The sequence below is a fragment of the Micromonospora sp. NPDC047812 genome, assembly GCF_040704175.1.
Classification (GTDB): Bacteria; Actinomycetota; Actinomycetes; order Mycobacteriales; family Micromonosporaceae; genus Micromonospora.
In genome coordinates this window covers 97,767-123,437 of sequence record NZ_JBEYRY010000012.1, presented here as the reverse complement: position 1 = coordinate 123,437, position 25,671 = coordinate 97,767, and the positions used below count along the sequence as shown (strand labels likewise).

18 protein-coding genes are annotated in these 25,671 nt (G+C 72.8%); 10 read left to right on the top strand and 8 right to left on the bottom strand.

What is annotated here, in order from left to right; translation table 11 throughout:
• Positions 1-313: 313 nt before the first annotated feature.
• Positions 314-2,275: a penicillin-binding transpeptidase domain-containing protein gene (locus AB0883_RS27805; RefSeq protein ID WP_366644264.1), complete on the bottom strand. Its 1,962-nt coding sequence runs from the start codon at positions 2,273-2,275 to the stop codon at positions 314-316.
• Between the two features lie 288 nt (positions 2,276-2,563).
• Here AB0883_RS27805 and AB0883_RS27800 point away from each other — a divergent pair, with 288 nt between their 5' ends.
• Entirely contained in the window at positions 2,564-7,642 is a 5,079-nt protein-coding gene (locus AB0883_RS27800; RefSeq protein WP_366644263.1) for an NAD-glutamate dehydrogenase, read from the top strand.
• 89 nt (positions 7,643-7,731) lie between these two features.
• Here AB0883_RS27800 and AB0883_RS27795 read toward each other — a convergent pair whose 3' ends face one another.
• Together AB0883_RS27795 and AB0883_RS27790 are read right to left on the bottom strand one after the other, a co-directional pair.
• Positions 7,732-8,406 carry a class F sortase gene (locus AB0883_RS27795; RefSeq protein ID WP_366644262.1) on the bottom strand — a complete coding sequence of 225 codons (675 nt, stop codon included), beginning with the start codon at positions 8,404-8,406 and terminating at the stop codon, positions 7,732-7,734.
• A gap of 1 nt (position 8,407) precedes the next feature.
• On the bottom strand, positions 8,408-9,451 hold the full coding sequence (locus tag AB0883_RS27790; RefSeq protein ID WP_366644261.1) for a hypothetical protein: 1,044 nt from the start codon (positions 9,449-9,451) through the stop codon (positions 8,408-8,410).
• A 571-nt stretch (positions 9,452-10,022) separates the two neighbouring features.
• Between AB0883_RS27790 and AB0883_RS27785 the strand changes: the two genes are divergently transcribed.
• Positions 10,023-11,810, top strand: a complete 1,788-nt coding sequence (locus AB0883_RS27785) for a glycoside hydrolase family 6 protein (protein ID WP_366644260.1) — start codon at positions 10,023-10,025, stop codon at positions 11,808-11,810.
• 111 nt (positions 11,811-11,921) lie between these two features.
• On the opposite strand, the gene AB0883_RS27780 is transcribed toward AB0883_RS27785, so the two are convergent.
• The 5 genes from AB0883_RS27780 to AB0883_RS27760 all read right to left on the bottom strand — a co-directional run bounded on the left by AB0883_RS27780 (position 11,922) and on the right by AB0883_RS27760 (position 16,204).
• Positions 11,922-12,293 carry a hypothetical protein gene (locus AB0883_RS27780; RefSeq protein WP_366644259.1) on the bottom strand — a complete coding sequence of 124 codons (372 nt, stop codon included), beginning with the start codon at positions 12,291-12,293 and terminating at the stop codon, positions 11,922-11,924.
• A gap of 88 nt (positions 12,294-12,381) precedes the next feature.
• Positions 12,382-12,690 (bottom strand): hypothetical protein, encoded by a 309-nt coding sequence (locus AB0883_RS27775; protein WP_366644258.1) that lies wholly within the window; start codon positions 12,688-12,690, stop codon positions 12,382-12,384.
• Positions 12,691-12,706: 16 nt separating this feature from the next.
• The gene (locus AB0883_RS27770; protein ID WP_366644257.1) at positions 12,707-14,365 is read right to left on the bottom strand and encodes a sodium:solute symporter family protein; all 1,659 of its coding nucleotides are present in this window, start codon (positions 14,363-14,365) and stop codon (positions 12,707-12,709) included.
• Between the two features lie 233 nt (positions 14,366-14,598).
• Positions 14,599-15,600, bottom strand: a complete 1,002-nt coding sequence (locus tag AB0883_RS27765) for a hypothetical protein (RefSeq protein WP_366644256.1) — start codon at positions 15,598-15,600, stop codon at positions 14,599-14,601.
• Positions 15,601-15,610: 10 nt separating this feature from the next.
• Positions 15,611-16,204, bottom strand: coding sequence for a hypothetical protein (locus AB0883_RS27760; RefSeq protein WP_366644255.1), 594 nt, complete (start codon positions 16,202-16,204; stop codon positions 15,611-15,613).
• Between the two features lie 196 nt (positions 16,205-16,400).
• On the opposite strand from AB0883_RS27760, the gene AB0883_RS27755 reads away from it, so the two are divergent.
• From AB0883_RS27755 to AB0883_RS27720, 8 genes are all read left to right on the top strand, one after another.
• Positions 16,401-16,820: a Fur family transcriptional regulator gene (locus tag AB0883_RS27755; protein ID WP_366644254.1), complete on the top strand. Its 420-nt coding sequence runs from the start codon at positions 16,401-16,403 to the stop codon at positions 16,818-16,820.
• Between the two features lie 32 nt (positions 16,821-16,852).
• Positions 16,853-18,343, top strand: coding sequence for a catalase (locus AB0883_RS27750; RefSeq protein WP_366644253.1), 1,491 nt, complete (start codon positions 16,853-16,855; stop codon positions 18,341-18,343).
• A 230-nt stretch (positions 18,344-18,573) separates the two neighbouring features.
• Positions 18,574-21,126 carry a nitrate- and nitrite sensing domain-containing protein gene (locus AB0883_RS27745; RefSeq protein ID WP_366644252.1) on the top strand — a complete coding sequence of 851 codons (2,553 nt, stop codon included), beginning with the start codon at positions 18,574-18,576 and terminating at the stop codon, positions 21,124-21,126.
• The gene (locus AB0883_RS27740; RefSeq protein WP_366644251.1) at positions 21,126-21,545 is read left to right on the top strand and encodes a roadblock/LC7 domain-containing protein; all 420 of its coding nucleotides are present in this window, start codon (positions 21,126-21,128) and stop codon (positions 21,543-21,545) included. The genes AB0883_RS27745 and AB0883_RS27740 overlap by 1 nt, the downstream gene beginning before the upstream one ends.
• Positions 21,535-21,924 (top strand): DUF742 domain-containing protein, encoded by a 390-nt coding sequence (locus tag AB0883_RS27735; RefSeq protein ID WP_366644250.1) that lies wholly within the window; start codon positions 21,535-21,537, stop codon positions 21,922-21,924. The genes AB0883_RS27740 and AB0883_RS27735 overlap by 11 nt, the downstream gene beginning before the upstream one ends.
• Positions 21,905-22,507, top strand: a complete 603-nt coding sequence (locus tag AB0883_RS27730; protein ID WP_366644249.1) for an ATP/GTP-binding protein — start codon at positions 21,905-21,907, stop codon at positions 22,505-22,507. The genes AB0883_RS27735 and AB0883_RS27730 overlap by 20 nt, the downstream gene beginning before the upstream one ends.
• A gap of 132 nt (positions 22,508-22,639) precedes the next feature.
• Positions 22,640-23,677, top strand: coding sequence for a lactonase family protein (locus AB0883_RS27725; protein WP_366644248.1), 1,038 nt, complete (start codon positions 22,640-22,642; stop codon positions 23,675-23,677).
• Between the two features lie 143 nt (positions 23,678-23,820).
• Entirely contained in the window at positions 23,821-25,581 is a 1,761-nt protein-coding gene (locus tag AB0883_RS27720) for a substrate-binding domain-containing protein (protein WP_366644247.1), read from the top strand.
• Positions 25,582-25,671: the final 90 nt, after the last annotated feature.

Below are 25,671 nucleotides of genomic sequence, written 5' to 3'. Positions count from 1 at the left end.
TGGATGGCCGGACGTGCGCCGGACCGCGTGGGCGCCTGCCCCGTCTGTAGGGGCAGCTCGACAGCGTCGGGCTGGTTGGGCGGGACCGCGCACCCGCCGGATGCCGCCGCAACGGCTGCGGACGGTGCCGGGGTGCGGACGGTGTCGGGTGCCGACGCCGGTGGCTGCGGACGGTGCCGGGTACCGACGCCGCCGGCTGCCGGTCCCGTCAGGGTGCGGACGTGTCGGGTGCCGACGCCGGCGGTGTGGAGGGGTGCGGAGGGCGGCGCGGGCTGCTGACGGAGGTCGTTCGTCTAGGTCCGGTGAGGGCTGGTCAGCGGGAGAGGGCGCGGAGGAAGCGTTCGGCGGCCGGGACGGCGGTGGCGGTGCTGGCTCCGCCCTTCTCGACGAAGACCGCGAACGCGACGTCGCCCTGCCAGCCGACGAACCAGGCGTGTGTGTGCGCCGGGTTGTCGTCGTACTCGGCGGTGCCAGTCTTGCCGTGCACTGGCGCGCCCGGCACGTCCCGCAGCGCGCTGCCGGAGCCGGCCGTGACCACCTCCCGCATCATCGCCCGGACCCCCTCGACCGACTCCGGCTTGAGCTGCGGGCCGGGGGCGGCGGGCTGGGCCGGGGCGGGGTCGAGCACCAGCTTCGGCTGCTCGAAGCGACCCCGGGCGACCGCCGCGGTGGCGGACGCCATGGCGAGCGGGCTGACCAGGGTGGTGCCCTGGCCGATGGCGGCGGCGGCCTGCTCGGTCGCCCCGCCGTTCGCCGAGACCTTGCCGGTGAAGGCGTCGAGGCCGACGTCCCACTGCCCCTCCAGCCCGAGGGAACGGCCGGTCACGGCCAGCCCGTCGGGGCCGAGCTTCGGCGCCAGCGCGGCGAACGCGGTGTTGCAGGACCTGGCGAAGTCCGTGCGGAAGGGCACCGGACCCAGCGCGAAGTTGTCGGAGTTCTTGAACGGCCTGCCGTCGACGGTGAACGTCTTCGGGCAGGCCACCGTCGCGTCCGGCGTGACCGCACCCCGGTCGAGCAGGCCGAGCGCGCTGACCATCTTGAAGGTGGAGCCCGGCGGGACCTGGGCGGTGAAGGCCAGGTTCTCCCCGGCCCCGCCGGGACCGTTGGCCGCGGCGAGCACCGCGCCGTCGCTGATCCGCACCGCCACCAGCGCCGCCCGGCGCTTCTCGCCGCGCAGGGCGGTGTCGGCCGCGTTCTGGGTGGCCACGTCGAGCGTGGTCTTCACCGGCTGCCCCGGCTTCGGCTCGCTGCGGAACACCTCAATGCCGGTGGGCACCAGCGTGCCGTCCGGCCCGGGGCGCTCGGTGATCACGGTCAGCCCCGGCGCGCCGCGTAGCCGCTCGTCGTGGCGGCCCTGGAGGCCCCCGTGGCCGACCAGGTCGCCGGCCTCGTAACGGTCGGGGTGCTGGGCGAGGTCGTCGGCCTGGGCCGGGTCGACGGAGCCGAGCACCGCCCGGGCGAACTCCCGGGTGGGCGCCAGGTCGAGCTTGTCACTGCGGAACTTGGTGCCCGGCAGGTCGTAGATGCGTGGTTTGATCTGCCGGTACGCCTCCTCCCGCAGCGTCACCACCTCGACGAACGCGCCCGGATCCGCGTCGGCGAGCCGCTTGGGCAGCCCGGAGAGGTCCACCGGCGGGGTGATCGCCGGCCGGATCGCCCGGAAGGCCGAATCCAGCCTCCGGGTCAGGGCCGGGAGGTCGGTGACCTCGCCCGGTTGGAGCCCGACCCGCACCACGGGCCGGGGCGCCACGATCGGCCGGGCGGCGGCGTCGAGCACCGCGGCCCGGGTGGCGGCGTCGCGGCGCAGCCCCAGCCGGTCGCCCCGGGTGAGCTGCTCCTGCACCACCTGCGGCTCCCAGATCACCCGCCACTCGTCGCCGCCCCGGCTGAGCCGCACCGGACGCTCGTACGCCCAGCGGGTCTGGCCCGGGAGGGCCCAGTCGACCTTGACCACCGCGGTCGCGACGTCCTTGGTCACCTTCGCCTCGCCCCGGCGGGTCAGCGACGGCGGCGTGGCCGCCAGCTCGCCGGAGAGCTCCTTGAGCTCGCGGGCGACGTCGGCCGCCGGCACCTTGGCGCCGGTCGGGTCGACGAAGCCGACGGCCTGGAGGTCGCCCGAGCGCCAGCCGGACAGGAACGCGTCGACGCTGCGCTCCGGCCCGTCACCGCCCGAGCACGCGGTGAGGGCGCCGGCCGCGAGCGTGGTCGCGGCGAGCAGCGCCAGCGGCGGGCGGAGCCGGTTGCGGCGGGGGCGGCGGGGGTAGGTCAGGCTCATGGAGGCAGCTCTCCGATCTCGGAACTGCCCTGCACGCTAGTACGGCGGCGCCGTCCGCACCGTCCCCCCGCACCGGGACGTGCGGAAAGAGAGGCCATCGCCCGGGTGATGAACGACTGGTGGCGGGGTACTCCTGAACCGGCCAACCTCGTACCCGCAACGGGTGAAAGGACGAAGTCCGGAACCGGACGTCCGCACTGTGGTCCGCCGAGCAAGGGGCGGAACGGCAGGGCCTAGGCTGGGCGGCAGAGTGACCCACAATGCGGTGGGTCGAGGGGAGTGGCACCGATGGACCGGCGTCCGGCGATCAAACCGGGACCCGACCTCCGGCAGGATGACACCGGCCGGGACGACAGCTTCGATTCGGCGACCGACGGGGACGGCTACGGCCGACTCGACACAGGAGTGACCGGGATGACCGGTTCGAGTATCGACACCCTCTACGATCTGGGTCTGCCCGCCGACGCGCTGGCCGACGACGTGGAGGACAACGAACTCGACGAGCCGGTTCCCAACGTGGAGCGCCTGGTCGCCCAGGCGGTCGCGCTCGCCGGCGACGACCACGACGCGGCGACCCTGGTCAGCCGCTTCTGGCGGTTCGCGCCGGACGAGGAGCTGATCGGCTTCACCGCCGAGGAGATGCTGGAGGCGGCCCGCGCGCACCGCGACCTCGCCCAGCAGCGGGTACCGGGCGAGTTGAAGCTGCGCATCCACGAGCCCGACGCCGATCAGCACCACTCCGTCATCGAGATCGTCACCGACGACATGCCGTTCCTGGTCGACTCGGTGACCGCCCTGCTCAACTCGCACCACCTGGACGTGCACCTGCTGGTCCACCCGCTGGTGGTGGTCCGGCGCGAGCCGCTGGGCCGGCTGGTCGAGGTCTCCGCCGACGTCGAGCCCGACGACGCCATCGCCGGCGACCTGGTCGAGAGCTGGATGCACATCGAGATCGACCCGGTGCGCGACGCCGCCGAGCGGGACAGGCTGCGCCGGGAGCTCCAGCGGGTGCTCACCGACGTGCGGGAGGCGGTGGAGGACTGGCCGAAGATGCGCCAGCGCGCCCTCGCCCTCGCCGACGAGCTGGCCGCCGCGCGGACGTCGGACAACCGGCCGCCGGTGCCGGAGAAGGACATCACCGACTCGGTGGAGCTGCTCCGCTGGCTCGCCCACGACCACTTCACGTTCCTGGGCTACCGGGAGTACCGGCTGGTCGACACCGGCGAGCCGGCTGCCGGGGACGGGGAACGGGGCAGCGGGCAGGCCCTGGAGGCGGTGCTCGGCACCGGGCTGGGCATCCTGCGCCAGGACTCCCCGGAGGCCCGGCCGCTGTCGTCGATGACGCCCGAGGCGCACGACAAGGTCACCGAGAAGCGGCTGCTGATCATCACCAAGGCGAACTCGCGGGCCACCGTCCACCGCTCCGCCTACCTCGACTACATCGGCTTCAAGATCTTCAACGAGGCCGGCGAGGTGATCGGCGAGCGGCGCTTCCTGGGGCTGTTCTCCACCGCCGCGTACCGGACCAGCGTGCAGGAGCTGCCGGTGGTCCGCCGCAAGGTGGCCGAGGTGCTGGACCGCTCCGGCCTGAGCCAGCGCAGCCACTCCGGCAAGGACCTGCTCCAGATCCTGGAGACCTACCCGCGCGACGAGCTGTTCCAGATCAAGACCGAGGACCTCTACCACGCGGTCATCGGGGTGCTGCGGATGGCCGGTCGCCGGCAGCTGCGGGTGTTCCTGCGCCGGGACGCGTACGGGCGGTTCATCTCCTGCCTGATCTACCTGCCCCGGGACCGGTTCACCACCCAGAACCGCCTGCGGATGCAGGACATCCTGCTGCGCGAGCTGAACGGCGTCGGGGTCGACTACACGACCCGGGTCACCGAGTCGATGCTCGCCCGGGTGCACTTCATCGTCCGGACCGACCCGACCAACACTCCGGGCGACATCGACGCCGACCTGCTCGCCGAGGAGTTGGCCGACGCCACCCGGCTCTGGGACGACGACTACCGGCTGGTGCTGGAGCGCAAGCTCGGCGACGAGCAGGCCAAGCACCTGTTCACCCGGTACGCCGACGCCTTCCCCGAGGGCTACAAGGACGGCCACACGCCGTACGAGGCGATGAAGGACCTGGCGAAGCTGGAGCTGCTGGAGGAGCCCGGCCAGCTGGAGATGCACCTGTTCCGCAAGCAGCTCGCGCCGCGGGCCGGCGGGCGGGGGCCGGACGTCGACGAGGCGATGGACGTCCGTTTCAAGGTCTACCGCTACGGCGAGCCGATGATGCTCTCCGCCGTGCTGCCGGTGCTGCACTCGCTCGGCGTCAAGGTGGTCGACGAGCACCCGCACGAGGTGGACCGGATCGACGGTCGGGTCTACCTCTACGACTTCGGGCTGCGGCTGCCCGAGGGCCACCAGGAGCTGGCCGAGGTGCGCCCGCACGTGGAGAACGCCTTCGCGGCGGCGTGGCGGGGCGAGGCCGAGGTGGACGGCTTCAACGAGCTGGTGCTGCGCGCCGGTCTCACCTGGCGGCAGGTGGTGGTGCTGCGCGCGTACGCGAAGTACCTGCGCCAGGCCGGCACGGTCTTCTCCCAGGAGTACATGGAGCAGACCTTCATCGCGTACCCGAGGATCGCCGCCCTGCTGGTGGAGCTGTTCGAGGTGCGGTTCGCGCCCGGCGCGGACGGCCACGAGCAGCGGCAGCAGCGCAGCGCCGAGCTGGTGGGCGACATCCGGGCCGCGCTGGACGACGTCGCCAGTCTCGACCAGGACCGGATCCTGCGCGCCTACCTGACGATGATCCAGGCCACCCTGCGCACCAGCTTCTACCAGAAGCGCTCCGACGGGCGGCCGAAGTCGTACGTGGCGCTCAAGCTGGACCCGCAGGCGATCCCCGACCTGCCGGCGCCGCGGCCGAAGTTCGAGATCTTCGTGTACTCGCCGCGCTTCGAGGGCGTGCACCTGCGGTTCGGGCCGGTGGCCCGGGGCGGGCTGCGCTGGTCCGACCGCCGCGAGGACTTCCGCACCGAGGTGCTCGGCCTGGTCAAGGCGCAGATGGTGAAGAACGCCGTCATCGTGCCGGTCGGCGCCAAGGGCGGCTTCGTGCTCAAGCAGAAGCCGGGGGACCGCGACGAGGCGGTCGTCTGCTACAAGGAGTTCATCTCGGCGCTGCTGGACGTCACGGACAACATCGTCAGCGGCGAGATCGTGCCGCCGGAGGACGTGGTCCGGCACGACGGCGACGACCCGTACATGGTGGTCGCGGCGGACAAGGGCACGGCGACGTTCTCGGACATCGCCAACGAGATCTCCACGGCGCACCAGTTCTGGCTCGGCGACGCGTTCGCCTCCGGCGGCTCCGCCGGGTACGACCACAAGAAGATGGGCATCACCGCCCGGGGCGCCTGGGAGTCGGTGAAGCGGCACTTCCGCGAGATGGGCCACGACACCCAGACCCAGGACTTCACCGTGGTCGGTGTCGGCGACATGTCCGGTGACGTGTTCGGCAACGGGATGCTGCTGTCGGAGCACATCCGGCTGGTGGCCGCGTTCGACCACCGGCACATCTTCCTCGACCCGGACCCGGACGCCGCCACCTCGTACGCCGAGCGGAGGCGGCTGTTCGACCTGCCCCGTTCGTCGTGGGAGGACTACGACCGGGCGCTGATCTCCGACGGTGGCGGCGTGTACCCGCGTACCGCCAAGTCGGTGCCGATCTCGCCGCAGGTCCGCGAGGTGCTGGGTCTGGACGACGACGTGACGCAGCTCTCGCCGCAGGAGCTGATGAAGGCCATCCTGACCGCGCCCGTCGACCTGTTCTGGAACGGCGGCATCGGCACGTACGTGAAGGCCTCCAGCCAGACCAACGCGGAGGTGGGCGACAAGTCCAACGACGCGATCCGGGTGGACGGCAGGAACGTGCGCTGCCGGGTGGTCGGCGAGGGCGGCAACCTGGGCTGGACCCAGCTCGGCCGGATCGAGTACGCCCAGACCGGCGGGCGGATCTACACGGACTTCATCGACAACGCGGCCGGGGTGGACTGCTCCGACCACGAGGTGAACATCAAGATCCTGCTGAACACGGCGGTCGCCGACGGCGCGTTGACCCTGCCCGAGCGGGACGAGCTGCTCGCGGGGATGACCGACGAGGTCGCCGAGCTGGTGCTGCGGGACAACTACGACCAGGCCCGGGCGATCAACAACGCGCAGGCGCAGGCCGCCTCGCTGCTGCCGGTGCACCGGCGGATGATCACCGACCTGGAGCGCTCGGGGGCGCTGGACCGGTCCCTGGAGGCGCTGCCGCCGGACGACGAGATGGCGGTGCGCACCGAGTCCGGGCTGACCGCGCCGGAGTTCGCGGTGCTGCTCGCGTACGTCAAGATCGTCCTTGAGACGGAGATCCTGGCGGAGGGGCTCGCGGACGAGGAGTGGACGACCGACGTCCTGGTCAACTACTTCCCGACGCCGATGCGCGAGCGGTTCGCCGACCGGATGGGCCAGCACCGGCTGCGCCGGGACATCGTGACGACGGTGCTGGTCAACGAGGCGATCAACCGGGGTGGCATCTCGTTCGTCTTCCGGGTGGTCGAGGAGACGGCCGCCTCGGCGGCGGACGTGATCCGGGCGTACGTGGTGGTCCGCGAGGTGTTCGGGCTGCGCGCGCTGTGGGACGCGGTGGAGACCCTGGACAACCGGATCGACCCCGAGTTGCAGACCAGCGTCTACCTGGACACCCGGCGCCTGCTCGACCGGGCGGTGCGGTGGCTGGTGACCAACCGCCGTTCGCCGATCGACGTGCCGGCGGAGATCGCCCGGCTGCGCGACGGGGTGGCCCGGCTCCTGCCCGACCTGGAGGAGCGCTTCTACGGCAGCGAGCGGGAGTCCCTCGCGGCGCACATCGACTCGCTCACCGAGCGGGGGCTGCCGCGCGACCTGGCCGAGCAGGCGACCCGGCTGATGTACAGCTTCGGCCTGCTCGACGTGGTGGAGACCGCGGCGAGCAGCGGGCGGGACGTGGGCGAGGTGGCCTCGGTCTACTTCGTGCTCTCCGACCGGTTCCGGGTCGACTCGCTGCTGTCGAAGATCTCCCTGCTGCCGCGTGAGGACCGCTGGCAGACGCTGGCCCGGATGGCGCTGCGCTACGACCTGTACGCCGCGCTGGCCGCGCTGACCGCGGAGGTTCTCGGCTCCACCTCCGGCAGCCTGTCGCCGCAGGAGCGGGTGCTCCAGTGGGAGCAGTCGAACGCCACCTCGATCCACCGGGCCGAGCGGGCGATGGGGGAGTTCGACGAGTCCCGGGCGGACCTCGCCGCCCTGTCGGTGCTGCTGCGCCAGATCCGCACCCTGGTGCGGACCTCCGCCGCCGCCTGACGCGTACGGCACGCGGTCCGGCCGGTCGGTGTTCCGACCGGCCGGACCGCGTCGTGTCCTGCGGTGGAGGCCGCCGCGCGGTTGCCGGCTCAGGCCGGCATCGAGGCGAAGACGACCACGTTGTCGGGGTAGCTGCCGGCGGCCTGGTCGAAGGTCCCGCCGCAGGTGACCACGCGCAGGCCGGGCCGGTCGCTGGGACCGTAGACCTGCTCGGTCGGGAACTCCGTCTTCGGGTACGCCTTGACCGACTCGACGGTGAAGGTGGCCTGCTGCCCGTCCTGCCGGGTGACGGTGATGGTGTCGCCCGGTTGCAGCGCGCCGAGGGAGAAGAAGACCGCCGGGCCGATCGCCGCCGAGTCGACGTGCCCGACGATGACCGCGTTGCCGATCTCACCCGGGCTCGGCCCCGGCTCGTACCAGCCGGCCAGCTGCGCCCGCTCCAGCGGGGGCACCTGGACGGTGCCGTCCGGGTTGGTGCCGAGCGGCATGATCGCGGCGTCGACCCCGATCCGGGGGATGGCGATCGTGGTGGGGGCGGAGCGGGCGAGGCCCGTGCCGGCGGCGACGTCCGGGTCCGGCGCGTCGGCGACCGCCGGCCCGGTGCTGGCCGACGCGGCCAGGGGCTGCGGGGGGCGGGGAGCGGGTCCGGTCTCGACCGAGGCGCCGATCAGGCCGGCGCCGACCATGGCGACCACGACGACGACGGCCGCGCCGGCGGCGCGCCACGGTGTCCCGTGACGGCCGCCGGCCGGTGTCGCCGTCATGTCAGACGAAGGACTCATCGGTCCGACGCCGGCGCATCAGCACGAGGCCGCCCAGGGCGGCCGCGCCGATCAGGCTCGCCCCACCGGCGGCCAGGCCCCGGTCGGTGCCGGCGCCGACGCCACCGTCACCACCGTCGACCCCACCGCGCGGCAGCACGACCAGCTCGCCCTCGCCGCACGAGCCCTTGAGCTCGTAACGGCCCGGCTTGGCGTCCTCGGAGACCTCGGCCTCGCCGTAGTAGACGAAGTGCCGCTTGTGCTCCCAGTGGTCCTTGTCCTTGCCGTTGCCCTCGGACTCCTCGTCCGACCAGCCGTTGTCGTGGCCCTTCCGGTCGTACTCGTCCGAGCCGTTGCTGTCCGAGCCGTACCCGGCGTGGTCCTTGCGGTCCTCGCGGTCGTACTCGTCCGAGCCGTTGCTGCCCGAGCCGTACTTGTCGTCGCGGCCCTCGCGGCCCTCGCGGCCCTCGCGGCCCTCACGGTCGCCCTTGTCGTGGCCCTTGTCGCCGCGGTCGCCCTCGGCGTCCTGGCCGTGCTCGTAGCCCTTCCAGTCGCGGTCGCCCTCGGCGCCGGCGGCGTCGGCGGCGCCGCCACCCTGGCCGCCGGCGGGCGGCTGGCCACCGTTGGCCGGCGGCTGCGGCCTGCTGGTGTCGCTGGCCGTCGGCTGCGGCTTGGGGCTCTCGCCCTTGCCGTTGTCGTCCTTGCCGTTGTCGTCCTTGCCGTGGTCGCGGCCCTTGTCCTCGTGGTCCCTGCCCTTGTCGTGGTCGCGGGAGTCCTCCTCCCCGCCACGCCAGTCGGTGCGGCCCTGGGCCGGCTTGAGCTTGACCTTGCCGGTCACCTTCGACCACACGAAGGCGTGCTCCTGCCGGTCCGGGCAGACCTCGATGAGCTTGACCGTGTCGCCCGCCTTGACGACGTGCGGCTTGGCGTAGACCTTGCCCTCGTCCTGGTGGCCGTCCGCGAACGCGATCCCCGGCGTGAACACGAGCAAGGAGGCGCCACCGAGGGCCGCGCCAGCAACGACCTTCCCGAGCATCTTGTTTGCCATGACCTGCGTCACTCCATCCCTGTTGTCCTGAGCCCGGCGACAACCGAGCTACGGACGACGTTAGACCGTTTCACGACCTATGAAGGGAAAGATTCGTGTTTTGGTATTTCAGCAGGGTAAGCGCGCTAGGAGCGCTACGCCGCTTTGGCGTCATGCCGGGCCCGGTCGGGTGGTTCCCGCCCTCCTGGCGCGGTCAGTGCCGGTCGCGCGGCCCGTGCCGCGCCGGTCCTCCCGTCCGGTCCCATCAGCCCCGCTGGCGCCGAAGGTCCCCTCCGGACCCCCGCGCCACATCGAGGCATTGCCATGGAAGCGCTCCCATGCAAGAATCGCTGCACGCGGTTCGGGGAGCCACACCGCGAAAGGCAGGAGTCGAGGGCACCGGTCCGCCGGACGACGTCCCGCCTCCCGACCGGCCCAGTCGTCGCCGGTCGGACCACCACCAAAACGCCCGACCGGGTCGGGCACACCCCCCGAAGAACCCGTGGTGCCGGCGGACGTCCGCGCAGGACGCCCATCGGGCCGTAACGCCGGGCCGTTCGCGGATCCGGTCTCGCCCAAGGAGATCAGTGGCATGAATGTGTGGAGAAGGCTGTCCGGCCCCCGCCGGGCCCTCGCGCTCGGTGGCGCGGGCGCTCTGGTCGCGGGCGGACTGGTGACCCTGCCGGTCACCGTGGCGCACGCCGCCACCCAGTGCGACGTGTCGTACACGACCAGCGACTGGCAGGGCGGGTTCACCGCCACCGTCAACATCAAGAACATCGGCGACGCCCTCAACGGCTGGACGCTCGGTTTCACCTTCCCCGACGGCAACCAGCGGGTGCAGCAGGGCTGGTCGGCCCGCTGGTCGCAGAGCGGCCAGAACGTCACCGCGCAGAACGAGTCCTACAACGGCGCGGTGGCCAGCGGCGCCACGGTGAGCCTCGGCTTCAACGGGGCCTGGAGCGGCAGCAACCCCAAGCCCACCTCGTTCACGCTCAACGGCGTGACCTGCAACGGGGGCACCCCGCCCACCACGGCCCCGCCCACCACGGCCCCGCCGACGACGCCGCCCCCCACGACGCCGCCGCCCACCACCCCGCCGCCGACCACCCCGCCGCCCGGGCAGAAGGTGGACAACCCCTACCTGAACGCCCAGGGGTACGTGAACCCGGAGTGGAAGGCCAAGGCCGAGTCGGTCGCGGGCGGCAACCGGGTGTCGAACAACCCGACCGCCGTGTGGATCGACCGGATCGCCGCCATCAACGGCACCCCGGACAGCAGCTCCAACGGTGCGATGGGCGTCCGCGACCACCTGAACAAGGCCCTCGAGCAGGGCGCGGACTACATCCAGTTCGTCATCTACAACCTGCCCGGCCGGGACTGTGCCGCGCTGGCCTCGAACGGTGAGCTGCGCGCGGACGAACTGCCCAGGTACAAGGCCGAGTACATCGACCCGATCGCCGCGATCCAGGCCGACCCGAAGTACGCCAGCCTGCGGATCGTCAACATCATCGAGATCGACTCGCTGCCGAACCTGGTGACCAACACCTCCGGCAACCCCGGCGGCACCGCGATGTGCGACACGGTGAAGGCCAACGGCGCCTACGTCAACGGTGTCGGGTACGCCCTGGCGAAGCTGGGCGCGATCGGCAACGTCTACAACTACATCGACGCCGCCCACCACGGCTGGATCGGTTGGGACAGCAACTTCAGCCCGACCGCGCAGATCCTGAAGGAAGCCTCCGTGGCCTCCGGCAGCACGGTGAACAACGTCCACGGCTTCATCGTCAACACCGCCAACTACTCGGCGCTGCGCGAGCCCTACATCAAGATCACGGACAACGTGAACGGGACCAGCGTGCGGCAGTCGAAGTGGATCGACTGGAACTTCTACGTGGACGAGCTCTCGTTCGCCCAGGCGTTCCGCAACGAGCTCGTCGCCAAGGGCTTCGACTCGAAGATCGGCATGCTGATCGACACGTCCCGCAACGGCTGGGGCGGCTCCGCCCGGCCCACCGGCCCGGGCGCGACGACCAGCGTGGACACGTACGTCAACGGCGGCCGGGTGGACCGGCGGATCCACGCCGGTAACTGGTGCAACCAGGCCGGGGCCGGTCTGGGCGAGCGCCCGAAGGCCGCGCCGGAGCCGGGCATCGACGCGTACGTCTGGGTGAAGCCCCCGGGCGAGTCGGACGGCTCCAGCAAGGAGATCCCGAACAACGAGGGCAAGGGCTTCGACCGGATGTGCGACCCGACCTACACCGGCAACGCCCGCAACGGCAACAGCATGAGCGGCGCCCTGCCGGACGCCCCGATCTCGGGCGCCTGGTTCCCGGCGCAGTTCGCGCAGCTCATGCAGAACGCGTACCCGGCGCTCTGAGAGCGGTGCCCACCCGCCGCTGGCAGTAGGTGAGGCGCTCCAGCGGCAGGTTCCCCGGGCCCCCGGTCCGACCGTCCGACGGTCGGGCCGGGGGCCCCTCGCGTACGCCGGTCAGGGCACCGTCTTCTCGATCGCCGCGCGGCCCAGCTCGGCCAGGTCCCGGCGGGCCCGCTCGACGTTCTCCGGCGTCAGGTCCTGCCCCCGGGCCGCGACCAGGTCCTCCGGCTCCCAGGGCTGCTCTGCCCCGGTACGGATGTCGTCCGGGGCCGCGCCCGTGCCGGTGCCGGTCGCGCCGGTGCCGGCGGCGTACGGGTCGCCAATCAGCTCGTCGCCACCCGCCTCGTCCCCGGGCCCGGTGAACGACGGAGTGTCGCGGTCGGCGCCGCCGCCGGTCATCAGCTGCGGGATGCCGGTGTCGTCCTCGACCGCCGCGGCCACCTCCGGGCTCTCCTCCAGCGGTCGGTCACGGTCACGGTCCGTCATGTCGCTGCCCTCCTGTCGCCAGGTGGTCTCCTGATCCCGCTCGCGTACCCGGCGTGGCGGTGCCCATGCCGGAAGCCGGCGGGCCGGCTCAGCGCTCCTGGTCGGAGGTGTCGGGCGGTTCGACCGGATTGCGCCACTGCCAGAGCAGCATCAGCACGCCGAAGGCGAGCATGCCGAGGCCCGCCCAGAGGTTGATCCGGACCCCCTGCGCCTTCTGGACGGCGGAGTCGCCGTCGAAGACGCCGATCAGGGTCACGATCGCCCCGTACGCGGTGAAGAGGCCACCGATCACCCGGCGGATGTCGAACAGCCGGGCGGCGGCCGAGCGGCGGCGGGCCTCCTCGGTGGCCTCGACCGACCGGTCGTGCCCGTGCGGGTTGAGGTTTTCCATGCTCATGGCCGAGCACCCCTTCCTAGAAGAACGGCACGTAGAGGAGGAGGGACAGCGCCACCGCGATCAGGCCGAGGAGCACCGGGGAGCGCCACCAGACGGCGTCCCCGGTCAGCAGGTCGCCCTTCATGTCGACGGCGCCCATGCCGTAGACCAGCCCGCGCAGGTCCTCGTCCTGCTTCTTCGCGGTGAACGGGGTCACCACGGCGGCGACGACGGCCGCCGTGACGAACGCGATGCCGGCGCCCCAGAAGCTCTCCTCCAGGTCGGAGTTGAAGTGCACCACCCCGGCCTTGTAGAGCAGGTAGGTCGCCAGCGCCGCCAGGGTGCCCAACAGCAGGGAGAGGAAGCCGGCCGCCGCGCTCATCCGCCGCCAGAACATGCCGATGATGAAGGTGGCGAACAGCGGCGCGTTGAACAGCGAGAACAGCGCCTGGATGTAGTTCATGATGTTGCTGAACCCGGCGGCGATGAACGCCGTGCCGATGCCGACCAGCACGCCGCCGACCGTCGCCCACCGGCCGATGCGGATGTAGTAGTCGTCCGGGCGGTCCCGGCGCACGTACTGCTGCCAGATGTCGTAGGTGAACACGGTGTTGAAGCCGCTCACGTTCGCCGCCATGCCGGCCATGAACGAGGCGACCAGGCCGGTCACCGCGATCCCGAGCACGCCGTTGGGGAGCAGGTCGCGCATCAGCAGCGGGATCGCGTTGTTGTAGACCAGGTCGCCGCTCTCCGCGCCGAGCCCCTGGACGGTCACGAGGGCGACCAGGCCGGGGATCACCGTGACCACCGGGATGAGCAGCTTCGGGTACGCGGCGATGATCGGCGTACGCCGGGCGGCGCTCATGTTCTTGGCCGACAGCGCGCGCTGCACCTCGGCGAAGTTGGTCGTCCAGTAGCCGAAGGAGAGCACGAAGCCGAGGCCGAAGACGATGCCGATCCAGTGCGCGCCGAGCGGGTTGTCGGTGCCGCCGGTGTCCTGCCAGGTGTGCAGCCCCGCCTCGCCCAGCTTGGACTCGCGCACCGCGTCCATCAGGCCGGAGACGCCGCCCACCTTGACCAGTCCCAGGATCGTGATCGGCAGCAGGCCCGCGATGATCACGAAGAACTGGAGCACCTCGTTGTAGATCGCCCCGGAGAGCCCACCCACGGTGATGTACGCGAGCACGATCAGCGCGCCGATCACGATGGCGACCCAGAGCGGCCAGCCGAGCAGCGCCTGCATGATCAGCGCCAGGGCGTAGAGGTTCACCCCGGCGATGAGCACCTGGGCGACCGCGAAGCTGAGCGCGTTCAGCAGGTGGGTGGGGCGGTTGAAGCGCAGCCGCAGGTACTCGGGCACGCTGCGGACCTTGGAGCCGTAGTAGAACGGCATCATCACGATGCCGAGGAAGACCATCGCCGGCACGGCGCCGATCCAGTAGTAGTGCAGCGTCATCGCGCCGTACTGGGCGCCGTTGGCGGCCATGCCGATGATCTCCAACGCCCCGAGGTTGGCCGAGACGAAGGCCAGGCCGGTCACCCAGGCGGGCAGGGAGCGGCCGGAGAGGAAGAAGTCGACGCTGGTCTTGATGGCCCGCCGGGCGGCGAAGCCGACACCGAGCACCGTGACGAAGTAGAGCGCCAGGATGCCGTAGTCCAGGACGTTCATGTTCAGCCGCAGGCCATCGCCGTCCATCCCTGTAACCCTTCGTCGACCGCGCGCGCCGGATGAGTGCGCGCGCGGCCAATTACCCCGAACGCGCAGTTTCACGCCTGCGGTGGCCAAACCCCGCCCGCACCCCGTACCCGACCCGAGGGGCACGGACGGGACGCCGCTGCCGGAAGGCGCCGTCCCCGCACCCCGTGAGTGGAACCCGGACGCCGAGACGCCCCCGGCCGGTCGGCCGGGGGCGCCTGTGGGAAACCGGGTCAGCGCCCGAGCACCCGGTCCAGGAAGTCGCGGTAGTGGCGGACGGCCATCCGGAGCTGTTCGGTGTCGGCGGAGCCGGCGTCCTGCCAGCCGCCCAGCTTGTTCTTCTGCGCGGACAGCGCCGAGGAGAGCGCCTGGATGGCCTCGTCGACCAGCGACTGGGCCTCCCCGGCCGCCGCGCGGGGATCGTCGACGAACCGCAGCTGGACGTTGCGCCAGCGGTCCCGGAAGCCCTGCGCCGTCGCCGGGTCGAAGAGGCTGGCCGGTTCGGCGGCCACCGTCGCGCCCGCCGGCCGGTCGGTCCCGGCGGACCCCAGTTTCCCGGCGACCGCGCGTCCGGCCGGCGCGTGCTCGGCGTCCGGGTCGACCATGGCGGGCGTGGCGCTGCCGTACCCGGCCGCCCCGGCCGCCCCGCCCTCCGGGTCGCCGGCCCACCCGGTCACGTCGGCCCGACGCTCGGGACGGCCGTCGGCGGCGTCCGGCGGCAGCACCGCGGCGCCGTTGCGGCGGGACTGCCGGTCGTCGGAGCGGTGGTCGCCGAGCCCGACGGAACGGTGGAACTCGGCGGTCGGGTCCGCCCGGCGGCCCTCCCGGGGACCGTCCACGGCGCCGTCGCCCGGCCGCGCGGTCGCCTCCGTACGCGGGTCGGGCTCGTCCTCGGGGAGGGGACTGGCCAGGGCGGACGCGGCGACCGCGCCGCCGACGCTGGTGGCCCCGAAGGCGGTCGGCACCGGCCCCGGCTCGTGGAACCCGGCCCGGTCGCGGTCCGCGTCCCGGTCGTCCGGCCGGCCCGTGCCGGAGTCCCGGCCGCGCGACGGCTCGTCGCGGTCGGTCCGGTCGCGGTCGGCGACCGCCGGATCGTCGAAGGTGCCCCGGTCGTCGAGGACGTCCTCGGGTACGTCGGCCCGGCCGGCCCGGTCGCCCGGAGGCGGCACCGGCACCGGCTCGGAGCGGACGGCCTCGGGGTGCTCGTTGCCCACCCGCTGCTCTTCCTGGCGCATGGTCATCCTCCTAGCGGCTCGTGACGTCGTGCTGGCTGTCCGGGTCGTGCTGCTCGGACGGTCGGGCGCCGACCGGCTCCTCGCCGAGCAGGTCTGCGAAGAGGGCGCGGTAGTGGACGACGGCCTGGCGGAGTTCCTCGGTGCTCGCCTCGCCCCGGGAGTTGCGCAGGTGGATCTCGTGGGCGTCGCGGTAGTGGCCCAGCGTCCGGGCGTGCTCGACGGAGAGGTGGGCGATCTGGTCGGAGAACTCGCCGGTGGGGTAGCCACGTTCCGCGATGAGCCGGGTGACCAGTTCGTCCGCCTCACCCACGGTCTCGGCGGGGGAGTCGACGAAGCGGACCTGGAGTTCCTCCCACGCGGCGGAGTACCGGGCCCGGGACTCGGGAGCGAGCGGGGTCAGCGTGAGCTCCGCGTGGCGGCGCTCCCGCTCCCGCAGTTCCCGTTCGGCGGCGGTCCGGCTGTCCTGCTCGGCGACGGCGCGGTCGTACTCGGGACCGAACCGCGACCGCAGCGCGCGGCGGCGGGCGTACGACCGGGCGGCCACGGCTACGGCCGCGATCACCAGCACGACGAGAACTATGACGACTATCTGCGTGGGCGACATGGCTCCTCCTTCATCAGGTGGTATTCCCTCCGCTCACTGATCGCCAATCCCGTTCCGGCGCACTTTCCTGACGAACCCGACCCCGCGACCCGACGGACCCGACCCCTGCTGATTCCCCGCCACAGCATGACGAGTCACACAGCGTGATCGGCCACCAAAACTTGACTCATTCCAGAAAACGCGCTTGGGTGGGGTGATGCCGGTCGGACCCGACGTCGAACGCCTGCGGGCGGCGGGGCTGCGCGTCACGCAGCCGCGGCTCGCGGTGCTCGCCACGGTGCGCGACCGGCCGCACCTGGACGCCGACACGATCACCCGACTCGCCCGGGCCCGCCTCGGGCGGATCTCGGGCCAGGCGGTCTACGACGTCCTGCACGCGCTCACCGGCGCGGGCCTGCTGCGCCGGTTCGCCCCGGCCGGCGGGCCGGCCCGGTACGAGCTGGGCGGGGACGACCACGACCACCTGGTCTGCCGGGACTGCGGCGCGATCGTCGACACCCGGCGCGACCGGGCCCCCGGGCCCTGCCTCGACCCCGGGGCCGCCGCCTTCGCGGTGGAGTCCGCCGAGGTCACCTACTGGGGCCGGTGCCCCGGGTGCCAGCCGAAGCACGACTGACGCCAGCCGCCACACCGATCAGGAGGAGAGCCATGAGCGACCCGCAGGCCAACAGGCCGATCCTCACGACCCGCCAGGGTCACCCCGTGCACAACAACCAGCAGCAGCGGACGGTCGGTTCGCGCGGCCCGGCGACGCTGGAGAACTACCACTTCCTGGAGAAGATCAGCCACTTCGACCGGGAGCGCATCCCGGAGCGGGTGGTGCACGCCCGTGGCTTCGTCGCGCACGGCGAGTTCGAGGCGTACGGGACGATCGGCGACGAGCCGGCGTCGAAGTACACCAGGGCCAAGCTGTTCCAGACCAGGGGCAGGAAGACCCCGGTCACGATCCGCTTCTCCACCGTCATCGGCGGCCGGGACTCCTCCGAGGCGGCGCGCGACCCACGCGGCTTCGCCGTGAAGTTCCGCACCGAGGACGGCAACTGGGACATGGTGGGCAACAACCTCCAGGTCTTCTTCATCCGCGACGCGATCAAGTTCCCGGACGTGATCCACTCGCTGAAGCCGGACCCGGTCACCTTCCGTCAGGAGCCGAACCGGATCTTCGACTTCATGTCGAACACGCCCGAGTCGATGCACATGCTGACCTGGCTCTTCTCCCCGTACGGCATCCCGAAGAACTACCGGACGATGCGCGGCTCCGGGGTGAACACCTACCGCCTCGTCAACGCCGAGGGCGAGGGCGTGCTGGTCAAGTTCCACTGGATGTCCCAGCAGGGTGAGCACAACCTCACCCAGGCCGAGGCGGACGCCATCCAGGCCACCGACCTGGGCCACGCCTCGAAGGACCTCTTCGAGGCGATCGAGCGCGGCGACCACCCGAAGTGGGAGCTCAACGTCCAGATCATGAGCGACGACGAGCACCCGGAACTGGACTTCGACCCGCTCGACGACACCAAGATCTGGCCGGAGGAGGACTTCCCCTACCTGCCGGTCGGCATGATGACCCTCAACCGCAACATCACCGACCACCACAACGAGAACGAGCAGATCGCCTTCGGCACCGGCGTGCTGGTCGACGGCATCGACTTCTCCGACGACAAGATGCTGGTCGGCCGGACGTTCTCCTACTCGGACACCCAGCGTTACCGGGTCGGCCCGAACTACCTCCAGCTGCCGGTCAACCGGCCGCGCGAGGACGTGCAGGTCAGCACCAACCAGACCGGCGGCCAGATGTCGTACGGGGTGGACAACCGCGGTGCCAACCCGCACATCAACTTCGAGCCGTCCTCGGTCGCCGGTCTCCGGGAGGCCGACGAGTCCTACCGGGAGTACCGTCCGTTCGTCTCGGGCCAGGTCATGAAGGCCCCGATCGAGCGGCAGAACAACTACTCCCAGGCCGGCCGGCGCTACCGCGAGATGGCCGACTGGGAGCGCGACGACCTGATCCTCAACCTGACCACCCTGCTGGCCCAGTGCGACAAGCACATCCAGGAGAAGATGGTCTGGCACTTCAGCCAGTGCGACTCCGACTACGGCCGCCGGGTCGCCGAGGGCCTCGGCATCTCCGTCGACGCCTGATCCGCACCGTCCACGAACGCCCCGCCGGCCCCCGGCGGGGCGTTCGTCGACGATGGACGTTCGTCCGGTGGGCCGGGCGCGACGGACGGTAGTGCATCGGGCGAGGATTACGTATCCTGCCCAAGGCGTCAGCCGGACCTGCCCGGCACCGCGGGCCGGAACAGTCCGACCGCGACGCTGCCCGGCCGGCGCCGGCGCCCCCGCAGCCACACCTTCCGGGCGAGGTCTGATTGAACACCCGCGACTGGCCGATCCGCTCGAAGCTGACCGCATTGGTCGTCGTGCCGGTGACCGCGCTGCTGGCGCTCTGGATCTTCGCCACCTCGCTCACCTTCGGGCCCGCCCTCGACCTGCTCGCCGCCCGGACGCTCCTCTACGACCTCGGCCGTCCCGGCGAGACGGTGGTGGCCGAGCTGCAACGGGAGCGCCGGCTCTCGGTGGTCCACCTGGCCGGCGAGGACGCCGCCCCCGGGCTCGCCGAGCAGCGGCAGCGGACCGACCGGGCGATCGCGGAGCTGCGCCGGCGGGTCGCCGGGGAGGAGCTGCGCGACGCCGCCGACGACATCCTCGACGCCCGGCTCGACCAGCTGGTCACCGCGCTGGAGGCGCTGCCCGCCGGGCGGGGGTTCATCGACCGGCGGGCGGTGGACCGGGCCGGCGCGGTCGGGCTCTACAGCGGGATGATCAACTCGGCCTTCCAGGCGTTCTCCGCGATGGCCAACCTGCCCGACCGGGACCTCAACCGGCAGGCGCTCGCCGTTACCGGGCTGGGCCGTTCCCGGGAACTGCTCGGGCAGACCGACGCCCTGCTCGCCGGGGCGTTCACCGCCGGCCGGTTCGCCGACGGCGAGCACCTCCAGCTGGTGCAGACCGTCGGCAACCAGCGGTTCCTCGCCGAGACGGCGATCGCCGACCTGCCGGACGCCGAGCGCGCCGCGTTCCAGCGGATGACCGAGGGGCCGGCCTTCGGCCGGTTGCGGGCGATGCAGGACACGCTGGTGGGTCCCGGCTCCGCCACCCGGCCGGACGTGGACCCGACGGCCTGGCAGGAGAGCTACCAGGCGGTGCACGAGGCGCTGCGGGAGTTCGAGCTGGCGCAGGCCGACGGGCTCGCCGACCGGTCGGTGCCGTCGGCCGTGCGCATCCTGGTCCGGCTCGCCGCCGCCGGAGTGCTGGGCCTGGCCGCCGTCGTGGTCTCGGTCCTCGTGGCGCTGCGGGTCGGCCGCAACCTCGCCCACCGGCTCAGCGGCGTACGCACGGCGGCCCTGGAGACCGCCGAGCGCCGGCTGCCGGACGTGGTGGCCCGGCTGCGCCGGGGCGAGCAGGTCGACGTCGCCCGGGAGGCGCCCCCGCTGGAGTACGGCGGCGACGAGATCGGCCAGGTGGCGCGGGCGTTCACCGAGGTGCAACGCACCGCCGTGCAGTCGGCCGTCGACGAGGTCACCCTGCGCCGGGGGCTCAACGAGGTGTTCCTCAACATCGCCCGGCGCAGCCAGGGGCTGGTGCACCGGCAGCTCGCGCTGCTCGACCGGATGGAGCGGCACACCGAGGACCCGGACGAGCTGGCGGAGCTGTTCCGCGTCGACCACCTCGCCACCCGGCTGCGGCGGCACGCCGAGGACCTGGTCATCCTGGCCGGCGCGGCCCCCGGGCGGGGCTGGCGCAACCCGGTCGCGGCGGTCGACCTGGTCCGGGGCGCGATCTCCGAGGTCGAGTCGTACGACCGGGTCGACATCACCGCCGTGGCACCCGCGGGCGTGCTGGGGCGGGCCGTCGGCGACGTGATCCACCTGCTCGCCGAGCTGATCGAGAACGCCACCGCGTTCTCGCCGCCGAAGACCCGGGTGGAGGTCTCCGGGCAGCACGTGGCGAACGGCTACGCGGTGGAGATCACCGACCGGGGCCTGGGCATGTCCGCCGCCGCGCTGGAGGACACGAACCGGCGGCTGGCCCGCTCGCCCGACTTCGAGCCGTCCGAGACCGCCCGCCTCGGACACTTCGTGGTGGCCCGCCTCGCCGCCCGGCACGGGGTCCGGGTGCGCCTGCGCCCGTCCGACGGCGGCGGGCTGACGGCCGTGGTGCTCATCCCCGCCGACCTGGTCACCGACGAGCCCTCCCTGCCCCCGACCGGCGGCCCGCCGGTGGCGCCCCGGTCCGCCGCGACGCCGGAGGAGCGGCGGCTCGCCCGGGCGAGCCGACTGGGCACGCTGCCCCGCCCGGCCCGCTCCGCCGGGGCCGCCACGGCATCCTCCACCGGGGCCGCGGCCTCCTCCCGCGCCGCGCACGCCGGCACGGACCCCGCGCGGCCGGCCCCGGCCGGCGTACCGTCCGCGGGCCGCCGGGACGGCGCGGCCACGGGCGGTCCGGCCGCGGGTGGGGCGGCCGCCGGCGGTCCCGCCCCCGTCGAGGCGGCCGGGCAGATCGACGGGCTGCCCCGTCGGGTGCGCCGGCGGCCCCCGGCGGTCCGGCCCCGGCACCCGGACACGACCGGGGGGCAGCCGTCCGTCGGGGCCGGCACGGGGCGGTCCGCGCTGGACGGCCCGACACTGCGGCAACCGGTGATCGAGAGTCCCGCCCCGCGCAGCCCGGAGGAGGCGCGGCGGATCATGTCCGCCCTCCAGGCCGGCACCGCCCGTGGCCGCGCGGCGGCCACCGGGACGACCCCGCGAGATGCCGCCACCGCCGCCGGGCGGCCGGGCCCGCCGCGCGAAGACCAGAGCACGACGCCGGCCGAGCGGCCGGTGGACACAGAACCCATGACCGCGACTGAGAGGGACGCCTGATGCATCCGACGAGGCAGAGCGCCGATCTCGACTGGTTGCTCGACGAGCTGGTGGAACGGGTGCCGCCCGCCCGACAGGCGGTGGTGCTCTCGGCGGACGGGCTGCTGATCGGCTCCTCCGCCGGGATGGACCGTGCCGACGCCGAGCACCTGTCCGCGCTGGCGTCCGGCTTCTCCAGCCTGGCCCGGGGCGCGAGCCGGCAGGTGGCCGGCGGGGCGGTCCGGCAGACCGTGGTGGAGATGGAGTCCGCGTACCTCTTCGTCACCGCGGCCGGGCAGGGCGCCTGCCTGGCCGTGGTCGCCGAGGCGGACGCGGACATCGGCCTCGTGGCGTACGAGATGGCGATGCTCGTCACGCGGGTCGGCGAGTACCTCAGCGCCCCGGCCCGGACGACGGCGGGGGCCGCCGATGCGGGCTGAGTCGCCCGGGCCGCAGCACGAGTGGCTGGACGACGACGCCGGCCCGGTCGTGCGGCCCTACACCCTCACCGGCGGCCGGGTCCGGTCGGGCGCGGTCGGCTTCGACCTGGTCGCGTACGTGCTGGCCGAGGCGGCCGCCGACCCGACCGTCCACCCGGAGCTGCACCCCGAGCACCGGCGCCTGGTGGAGCTGGCCGCCCGGCCGGTCCCCGTCGCGGAGCTCGCGGCCGACCTCGACCTCGCGGTGGGCGTGGTCCGCGTACTCCTCGGCGACCTGCTGGCGCGGGGGCTGGTCGCGGTGCACCAGCCGACGGCCGCCGCGTACCTGCCCGACGACGACATCCTCAAGGCGGTGGTCAGTGGACTCCGTGCGCTATGACCGAACCGGATCCGGCTCCCGGATCCCGCTCGCGCTGAAGATCCTGATCGCCGGGGGGTTCGGCGCCGGCAAGACGACGCTGGTGAGCGCGCTCAGCGAGGTCCGGCCGTTGCAGACCGAGGAGGTGCTGACCGGCGCCGGCATCGGCACCGACGACCTCTCCGGCGTCGAGGCGAAGTCGACCACCACGGTGGCGATGGACTTCGGCCGGATCACGATCAACGACGACCTCCAGGTCTACCTCTTCGGCACCCCGGGCCAGGACCGGTTCTGGTTCCTCTGGGACGAGCTGGCGTTCGGCGCGCTCGGGGCGGTGGTGCTCGCCGACACCCGCCGGCTGGCCGACTGCTTCCCGTCGATCGACTACTTCGAGCAGCGGGGCGTCCCGTTCGTGGTGGGGGTGAACTGCTTTGACGGCGCCCGCCGGTTCAGCCTGGAGTCCGTACGCCAGGCGCTGGACCTCGACCCCGACGTGCCGCTGGTGCTCTGCGACGCGCGGGACCGGCAGTCCGGCAAGGAGGTGCTGATCGCGCTGGTCGAGCACGTGGCCCGGCAGCGCGGCGAGCCCGTGCCGGCGGCCTGAGCCGGCGCGGCGGCGGCCCGGCGGGCGTCCCGCGGCAGAGCGCCGCGATCGGGCGGGGTTTTCGGGGCTAAGCGGGCGGCCGGGTGGGAAGGCTGGTGGGATCGACGGAGGAATCGGCGGAAGGCGGATACGGTGACAGGTCAGGACGAGATCGTCCACATCGGCGGCTACACGGCGCACAGCGGGGGCCGGGCCGCCGGCATCGTCGCGGCGCGGCGGGACCCCGTCTCCGGTGAGCTGACCCCGCTCGGCACCGTCGCGGTCACCCCCTCGCCCTCCTTTCTCGCCCGGCACCCGCGGCTGCCCGTGCTCTACGCGGTGAACGAGCTGCCCGACGGGCAGGTCAGCGCCTTCCGCGTCGGCGCCGGCGGCGACCTCACCCCGCTCGGCACCCGGCCCACCGGGGGCGCGGAGCCCTGCCACCTGGCGGTCGTCCCGGACGGCGGCCACCTCGTGGCGGCCAACTACGGCGGCGGCAGCGTGGCGGTGTTCCCGCTCGACCCCGACGGGGTGCCCGGCGAGCGCAGCGACCTGGTGGAGCACGAGGGGCACGGGCCGGACCGGGAGCGCCAGGAGCGCGCGCACGCCCACATGGTGAACCCCGACCCGGGCCGGGGCCCGCTGCTCGCGGTCGACCTGGGCACCGACTCGATTTACCGCTACGACCTGGACGCCGCCTCCGGCCGGCTGGTGCCCCGGGCGCCCCGGGTGCGCACGGCCGCCGGCGTCGGTCCCCGGCACCTGGCCCGGCATCCGGACGGGCGGCGCTGCTGGGTGGCGGGGGAGCTGGACGGTTCGGTCACCGCCTACGAGCTGACCGGCGACGGTGCGCTGCACCAGCGGGGCCGCGTCGAGGCCAGCGACCGGCCCGGGCCCGTCCAGCCGTCGGAGATCGCGGTCGGTCCGGACGGACGCTTCCTCTACGTCGCCAACCGGGGGGTGGGCACCGTCGCGGTCTTCGCCGTCGCCGGCGAGCTGCCGGAGCTGGTCGCCGAGGTGGACACGGGCGGGGAGTGGCCGCGGCACTTCGCCCTGGCCGGGGAGCACCTCTACGTCGCCGACGAGCGGGCCGACATGATCCGGGTCCTCCGGGTGGACCCGGGCACCGGCGTCCCGGCTCCGGTCGGGGAGCCGGTGGCTGTGACGAGCCCCACCTGTGTGGTGCCCTGACCAGCCATCATGTCCGCGAGATCGACGCGACGGGGCGGTGTCGTCACTCACCGTAGCAATTTGGCGATCAACTATTTCTCCTGCGTAACTTTCGTCCGAACGGCCCGTGGCAGTCGTCCCGGTGGGTCCGCAAGATGGTCACCGTGTCAGCAGGCCGCCATCGCATGCGTACGAACCTTCACGCAGCCACCGCCGCCGCTGCCGTGGGCGTCCTCGCCGTCACGGCCGGCGGCTGGTTCGGCTACCAGCAGCTGGCGCAACCGAACTGCTCGGGGCGGATCGAGCTGTCCGTCGCGGTCGCGGCCGAGCTGGCCCCGGCGGTCGACGCCGCCGCCGCGCGGTGGGTGAGGGACGGCGCCGCGGTGGGCGGCACCTGCATCGCGGTGAACGTCGCGGCGTCCGATCCGGTCGACGTGGCCGCGACGGTCGCCGCCAAGCACGGCGTCACCCTGGCCGGCGTGGGGCAGGCCAGCGGCACGTCGGTCAGCCCGGACGTCTGGGTTCCCGACTCCTCCACCTGGCTGCTGCGGCTCAAGACCGGTGGCGCCACCGCGTTCGAGCCGGGCAACGGGGCGTCCATCGCGCGCAGCCCCGTGGTCGTGGCGATGCCGGAGCCGATCGCCACGCGGCTGGGCTGGCCGCAGAAGAAGTTCAGCTGGACCCAGCTCCTGCAGCAGGTGCAGAGCGACAAGCCGTTGCGCACCGGGATCGTCGAACCGACCCGCGACGCCGCCGGCCTGTCCGGTCTGCTCTCGCTGACGGCCGCCGCCAGCGCCTCCGGCGGCCCCGACGCGGAGAAGGAGAAGGTCGCCGCGCTGCGGGCGCTGGCCACCGACCGCTCGGCGCTGCGGCCGGACCTGCTCGCCCGGTTCCCCACCGCCTCGGATCCCACGACGATCGCGAGCAGCCTGGGTGCGGCGGCGCTCTCGGAAGAGGACGTGATCCAGTACAACAGCAAGAAGCCGCCGGTACGGCTGGCCGCGCTCTACCTGGAGCCGGCGCCCGCGCCGCTGGACTACCCGTACGCGGTGCTGCCCGGCATCGAGCCGGCCAAGGCGGCGGCGGCGAGGGTGCTCTACGAGGTGCTCGTCACCGACGACTTCCGTGACCAGCTGGCGAGCCGTTCGCTGCGCGCGCCGGACGGCAACTGGGGCGCGGGCTTCGACGCGCCGCAGGGCGCGCCCAGCCCGGCCGGTGGCGCGCCGGCCCCGCCGGCCAACGGCGGCGGATCGGCTCCGGGTGGGCTCGACCCGCAGGCCATGGAGCGCGCGGTCTCCAGCTGGTCGATCGCCACCCAGTCCGGCCGGATGCTCGCCGTCATCGACGTCTCCGGGTCGATGAAGGAGAAGGTGGCCAACGCCGGCAACGCGACCCGGCAGCAGGTGACCGTCGAGGCGGCCCGGCGAGGGTTGAACCTCTTCGACGACTCCTGGTCGATCGGTCTCTGGACGTTCTCCACCCAGCTGGTGGGCCCCCGCGACCACCGGGAACTGCTCGCCATCGGGCCGCTGTCCCGCCAGCGCGGCAAGCTGGAGCAGTCCCTGGGTTCGATCCGGTCGTCGGACGGCGACACCGGCCTCTACGACACCGTGCTGGCGGCGTACCAGAAGGTGCAGGACAACTGGGAGCCCGGCCGGGTCAACTCGATCGTGCTGTTCACCGACGGCAAGAACGAGGACTCCGACGGCATCACGCAGCAGAAGCTGCTGGGCGAGCTGAACAAGATCAAGGATCCGGAGCGGCCGGTGCAGGTCGTGATCATCGGTATCGGCAGCGACGTGAGCAAGGCCGAGCTGAAGTCGATCACCGACGTCACCGGCGGAGGCGCCTTCGTCACCGAGGACCCGACCAAGATCGGCGACATCTTCCTCAAGGCGATCGCGCTGCGCAAGGCTCCGGCCTGAGCCGCAACGTAGCGCGGGGCGGACCCGCCGCACGGGATCCGGTGCCGTGGGCCCTTTCCCCGCAAGGGGTCCCTCGGGGAAAGTAGTGAC

Coding starts and splice junctions, on each gene's coding strand:
- AB0883_RS27805 (WP_366644264.1), bottom strand. CDS start 2,275: ATGAGCCTGACCTACCCCCGCCGCCCCCGCCGCAACCGGCTCCGCCCG.
- AB0883_RS27800 (WP_366644263.1), top strand. CDS start 2,564: ATGGACCGGCGTCCGGCGATCAAACCGGGACCCGACCTCCGGCAGGAT.
- AB0883_RS27795 (WP_366644262.1), bottom strand. CDS start 8,406: ATGACGGCGACACCGGCCGGCGGCCGTCACGGGACACCGTGGCGCGCC.
- AB0883_RS27790 (WP_366644261.1), bottom strand. CDS start 9,451: ATGGCAAACAAGATGCTCGGGAAGGTCGTTGCTGGCGCGGCCCTCGGT.
- AB0883_RS27785 (WP_366644260.1), top strand. CDS start 10,023: ATGAATGTGTGGAGAAGGCTGTCCGGCCCCCGCCGGGCCCTCGCGCTC.
- AB0883_RS27780 (WP_366644259.1), bottom strand. CDS start 12,293: ATGACGGACCGTGACCGTGACCGACCGCTGGAGGAGAGCCCGGAGGTG.
- AB0883_RS27775 (WP_366644258.1), bottom strand. CDS start 12,690: ATGAGCATGGAAAACCTCAACCCGCACGGGCACGACCGGTCGGTCGAG.
- AB0883_RS27770 (WP_366644257.1), bottom strand. CDS start 14,365: ATGGACGGCGATGGCCTGCGGCTGAACATGAACGTCCTGGACTACGGC.
- AB0883_RS27765 (WP_366644256.1), bottom strand. CDS start 15,600: ATGCGCCAGGAAGAGCAGCGGGTGGGCAACGAGCACCCCGAGGCCGTC.
- AB0883_RS27760 (WP_366644255.1), bottom strand. CDS start 16,204: ATGTCGCCCACGCAGATAGTCGTCATAGTTCTCGTCGTGCTGGTGATC.
- AB0883_RS27755 (WP_366644254.1), top strand. CDS start 16,401: ATGCCGGTCGGACCCGACGTCGAACGCCTGCGGGCGGCGGGGCTGCGC.
- AB0883_RS27750 (WP_366644253.1), top strand. CDS start 16,853: ATGAGCGACCCGCAGGCCAACAGGCCGATCCTCACGACCCGCCAGGGT.
- AB0883_RS27740 (WP_366644251.1), top strand. CDS start 21,126: ATGCATCCGACGAGGCAGAGCGCCGATCTCGACTGGTTGCTCGACGAG.
- AB0883_RS27735 (WP_366644250.1), top strand. CDS start 21,535: ATGCGGGCTGAGTCGCCCGGGCCGCAGCACGAGTGGCTGGACGACGAC.